General features: G+C 43.9%; 5 protein-coding genes and 1 pseudogene. 2 read left to right on the top strand and 4 right to left on the bottom strand.

Annotated features, from left to right (window positions below; all coding sequences use genetic code 11):
• Window positions 1-62: 62 nt before the first annotated feature.
• A pseudogene (locus DXC01_RS19775) lies at window positions 63-251 on the top strand (macro domain-containing protein); the annotation flags it as partial.
• A 43-nt stretch (window positions 252-294) separates the two neighbouring features.
• Here the strand turns inward: DXC01_RS19775 and DXC01_RS19770 are convergent.
• Entirely contained in the window at window positions 295-1,032 is a 738-nt protein-coding gene (locus DXC01_RS19770; RefSeq protein ID WP_118699678.1) for a copper homeostasis protein CutC, read from the bottom strand.
• Window positions 1,033-1,219: 187 nt separating this feature from the next.
• Between DXC01_RS19770 and DXC01_RS19765 the strand changes: the two genes are divergently transcribed.
• Entirely contained in the window at window positions 1,220-1,708 is a 489-nt protein-coding gene (locus DXC01_RS19765) for an ureidoglycolate lyase (protein WP_118699677.1), read from the top strand.
• A 98-nt stretch (window positions 1,709-1,806) separates the two neighbouring features.
• Here DXC01_RS19765 and DXC01_RS19760 read toward each other — a convergent pair whose 3' ends face one another.
• From DXC01_RS19760 to DXC01_RS19750, 3 genes are all read right to left on the bottom strand, one after another.
• Window positions 1,807-3,207 (bottom strand): sodium-dependent transporter, encoded by a 1,401-nt coding sequence (locus DXC01_RS19760; RefSeq protein WP_022214115.1) that lies wholly within the window; start codon window positions 3,205-3,207, stop codon window positions 1,807-1,809.
• 67 nt (window positions 3,208-3,274) lie between these two features.
• Entirely contained in the window at window positions 3,275-3,673 is a 399-nt protein-coding gene (locus DXC01_RS19755) for a hypothetical protein (protein ID WP_243111686.1), read from the bottom strand.
• A complete protein-coding gene (locus DXC01_RS19750) occupies window positions 3,666-3,947 on the bottom strand; it encodes a hypothetical protein (RefSeq protein ID WP_243111685.1) in 282 nt (93 codons plus the stop codon). The genes DXC01_RS19755 and DXC01_RS19750 overlap by 8 nt, the downstream gene beginning before the upstream one ends.
• Window positions 3,948-4,020: the final 73 nt, after the last annotated feature.

The raw sequence follows: 4,020 nt of genomic DNA, 5'->3' as shown, positions 1-4,020 counted from the left end.
TAGTCTGACGCCTAAAGCGTCCGGAAGCACGCGACTTCAGTCGTGTGAGGATAGAGTTGCTGATTCACAGTGTGGCTTTCTGCTGTATTTCCACCGGAGAATTCCATTTTCCGAAAGAACGTGCGGCACAGATTGCAGTACATACGGTGCGTGAGTTTTTGCAGCAGGAAACCAACGTAAAGAAAGTAATCTTCAATGTCTTCAAAGACCTTGACCGTGAGATTTACGAACATGCACTGGCAGAAAAATGAGTATTTTGGAATCTGACAGATTCTGGTAAAACATCGTAATCATCTACTTCCAGGAATCCAGAACAGCCCTCGCTTTCTGGATTTCTTTTGTGTCTGTGCGAAGGATTTCATACTCGGAAAATCCGGGCATTCCCATATTTACATGTGGATTACGGTACTTCATCTGACTTGGCAGAACTTTCTTTCCGGACATATGAAACGCAGTTAGACCGGAGCGTTCCAGCATGTAAGAAAGATTCTGAGAATTTATTCCTGCACCTGCCATGATATCAACATTTCCGGCATTTTGTTTCAGACGATTCAGAGTCTGAATACCATCAGGAGCAGAGGCGACTCCGCCGGAAGTAAGAATAGAAACAATGCCAAGTTTTCGGGCAGTTTCCAGTGCTTCATCCAGATCACGACACATATCAAAAGCACGATGTAGATTATATGGAGTACCTTTTCCTGCATCCATAATTCGATTTAATACCTCTGTATCAAGTTGTCCATCTGCGGTCAGGCATCCGATCACCAGAGCATCAGCACCGGCTTTGGAAAAAGCTTCCGCTTGTCGTGTCAGAATCTCAATCTCCTCTTCACTGTACAGAAAATCTCCGAATCGCGGACGGAGAAGCACATGGATCGGGATATTGATCTTTTCGCGTATTCTTTCGTATAAAGCAAGCGAGGGCGTGGTCCCGCCCACGATCAGGTCACCGCATAATTCAATGCGGTCAGCACCGCCAAGTTCTGCATTTACAGCGGATTCCACAGAGTCAACACAAACTTCCAGGATCATTTGAAGCCTCCTTTGTATGAGTGAATTTGTGAATAGCGTTTTAGGATATATTATAGATTATATCAACTGTAAAAGAATGCCGCAACTCAGTATTTACTTAACCTTGAGGACATGACAGTGCTATGCTATACTGAGTTTATTGAAATTATTAATGGGGTTTTTATTAAAAAAGAGGAGATTTTTTACAATGAGAGAAGTAAAAGCAGTTAAGATCAATGCAGCAGATTTTGCTCCATACGGAACATTCTGCAATATGACAGAACCGGAGGGATATCCATTATCAGGCGAGATCCATAAGTTTTATCCGGACCGTATTTCCGGAACCTGTGTAGGCAGTATCGCGTTTTCTCCGATTGCAGTCCGCAAGGATGACAGGATTATCAAAATGGCAGAATATCACACAACCACGTGGGAAGGAATCGTAGCATTGGATGATGACATGATCATTCATGTAGCACCGGCATCTGGCGGTACACCAGTCCCGGAACTTGCCAAGGCATTCATCGTACCAAAGGGATGCATGGTCAAGATCAACGCAGCGATCTGGCACCTCTGTCCGCTTCCGTTGAATAATGATGAACTTCATGCAATGATCATTCTTCCGGAATGCACCTATGCAAACGATTGTACCGTCGTTGATTTCGAAGAAAAAGACTGGTTCAAGATTACTGTATAAACACAAACATACATACAAAAAACTCCTCCAGGCAGGTACTTTTTCTAAAAAAAGTAACCAGCCCGGGGGAACTTTTTTCGTGAAAATATAGCAATAAATTAGAAGATGAGATCAGCAAATCCGGTAGATACCAGGAACAGAACCAGCATAACAACCGGTACAACATAACGGATCATAAAGCGATAAAGACCGGCACGTTTGAAGTGTTCTCCGTTTCGTTCCACCTCTCCTACGATCCAGTCCGGACCGATCACCCATCCGATCAGAATACTGGTCAGAAGTGAGATAAAAGGCATCAGGAAACTGTTGCTGATGTAGTCCATAACATCAAGAAGCTGTCCGACAGAACCGTTTGGAAGTTTCAGTTCGAAGTACAGTTTGTTGTATCCAAGACAGATCAGAACAGCCGTGATCAGGGAGTAAATACCGACAGCACCGCACATTTTTTTGCGCGGTTTGTGGTAAAGTTCCATGCAGTTTGCGACCAGAGTTTCCATGACAGAAACGCAGGAAGTCAGCGCAGCAAAACCCATCATCAGGAAAAATGCAATTGCTACCGGACGGCTAAAGATGCCCATGGCGTCGAATACTTTTGGCAGTGAGATAAAGATAAGGCTTGGTCCGGAAGCCATACCGTCTGTGCCAAGAAATACAAATACAGCCGGGATGATCATCATTCCTGCAAGAAAAGCAACACCAGTGTCAAAAATCTCAATCTGGTTTGTTGCCTTGTTCAGATTGACTTCATTTTTGACATAAGATCCGTAAGTGATCATGATCCCCATGGAAACACTTAAGGAAAAGAAAAGCTGGCTCATCGCATCCAGAAGGATTTCCAGGAAACGTTTTACAGTCAGTCCACTGAAATCAGGTTTTACATAAAAAGCAAGTCCCTGCAGTCCCGTGCGGACAGTTCCATCTGCATCGGTATGTGTCAGTGTCAGTGAAAAGATTGCAATGATCAGGATCAAAAGGATCAGCCCAGGCATGATGATCTTGGAAAATTGTTCAATTCCTTTTTCTACACCTCGGAAAACAATCCATGCAGTCAGTGCGAGAAAGACCAGCATAAATACGATCGGTGCAATGTCAGATGTGATAAATGATGTAAAATATCCATCCGCAGCGGCATCCGTTCCGTCAGAGATAATATAGGTAACAAAATATTTTGTGATCCATCCGCCGATGACAGAGTAATAGGTCATGATCAGTGTCGGCACAAGAAATGTCAGCTTACCAAGAAATTTCCATTTCGGATTGAGAGCTTCGAAGGCTCGGAGTGCATTTTTCTTTGTTTTTCGTCCGATCGCCACATCTGTTGTCAGCAGTACGAACCCAAAAGTCAGTACCAGAACAAGGTAGACCAGCAGAAATAATCCGCCGCCGTCCTTGGCACAGAGATATGGAAATCTCCAGATGTTTCCCACACCAACGGCACTTCCGGCAGCCGCCAGAACGAAGCCGATCGATCCGGAAAAACTACTTCCTTTTTCTTTCATTTTCGATTTTCCCCTCTACATAAAGTTTAATTAAGGGCCAGACAGATTCTGACCCAGTGGTTCTATTTTAACGCCAATATTTATGTATGTAAATAGTAGAAGTAGAGAGTTTTTTATATAAAACGCTGGCAATCGTGGTCTCGCCGGCAACACTCTGCATGACGATGACTTTCATCCCGACTTTGCAGGCGGCACCGAAGAGATAACCGGAGCTGCTGGTGATGTCAAGTTCTTCTCCTTTTCGCGCGCCGGTGAGCATTTTTACACGCACTTTCTGCTCACCGACACGAGTTCCATTAGAATCAAGATTATCCTGAAGGATTTCTGTAACTTCTGCTTTTTCAAATGTCTGACCTGTCCGGACGACCAGTTCTGTTTTTTCTGTCTGATTGAGTTTAAAGACAAAAATGACGAACACACAGACAAGTAAAATATAGATAAGATATCGGACTACTTTTTTACTCATTATCAGTTCCAAAATGTACAACAGGAGTGGCATCGCTGTCACCTTTTTCGCTGTACCATGCGAAGTTGAGCTGTGTATCATCAGCACCAGGGGTAAGGGAAACTTTTGTAAAATCAGCGGCTGTATCTGCCCAGTTTGCATCCCAGTCAGACCATCCGGAATCTGCACCGGTAACGCTGCTGTCTGTGTAATGTTCAGTGGAAGCGTAAACGGAAGGACATACAGTTGTGATAGAGCAGAGAGCTAAAAAGCCGACGATCAATTTTCTTCTCATAATAATTTAAACTCCTTTAGGACAATAAGCGGGAATCCTCGGCAATTCAATTACCGAGATGAAAGCGTAGGAT

Source organism: Blautia sp. OM07-19, assembly GCF_003481595.1.
Classification (GTDB): Bacteria; Bacillota; Clostridia; order Lachnospirales; family Lachnospiraceae; genus Blautia_A; species Blautia_A intestinihominis.
This window is presented reverse-complemented; position numbering and strand designations above follow the sequence as displayed.

Coding starts and splice junctions, on each gene's coding strand:
- DXC01_RS19765 (WP_118699677.1), top strand. CDS start 1,220: ATGAGAGAAGTAAAAGCAGTTAAGATCAATGCAGCAGATTTTGCTCCA.
- DXC01_RS19750 (WP_243111685.1), bottom strand. CDS start 3,947: ATGAGAAGAAAATTGATCGTCGGCTTTTTAGCTCTCTGCTCTATCACA.
- DXC01_RS19755 (WP_243111686.1), bottom strand. CDS start 3,673: ATGAGTAAAAAAGTAGTCCGATATCTTATCTATATTTTACTTGTCTGT.
- DXC01_RS19770 (WP_118699678.1), bottom strand. CDS start 1,032: ATGATCCTGGAAGTTTGTGTTGACTCTGTGGAATCCGCTGTAAATGCA.
- DXC01_RS19760 (WP_022214115.1), bottom strand. CDS start 3,207: ATGAAAGAAAAAGGAAGTAGTTTTTCCGGATCGATCGGCTTCGTTCTG.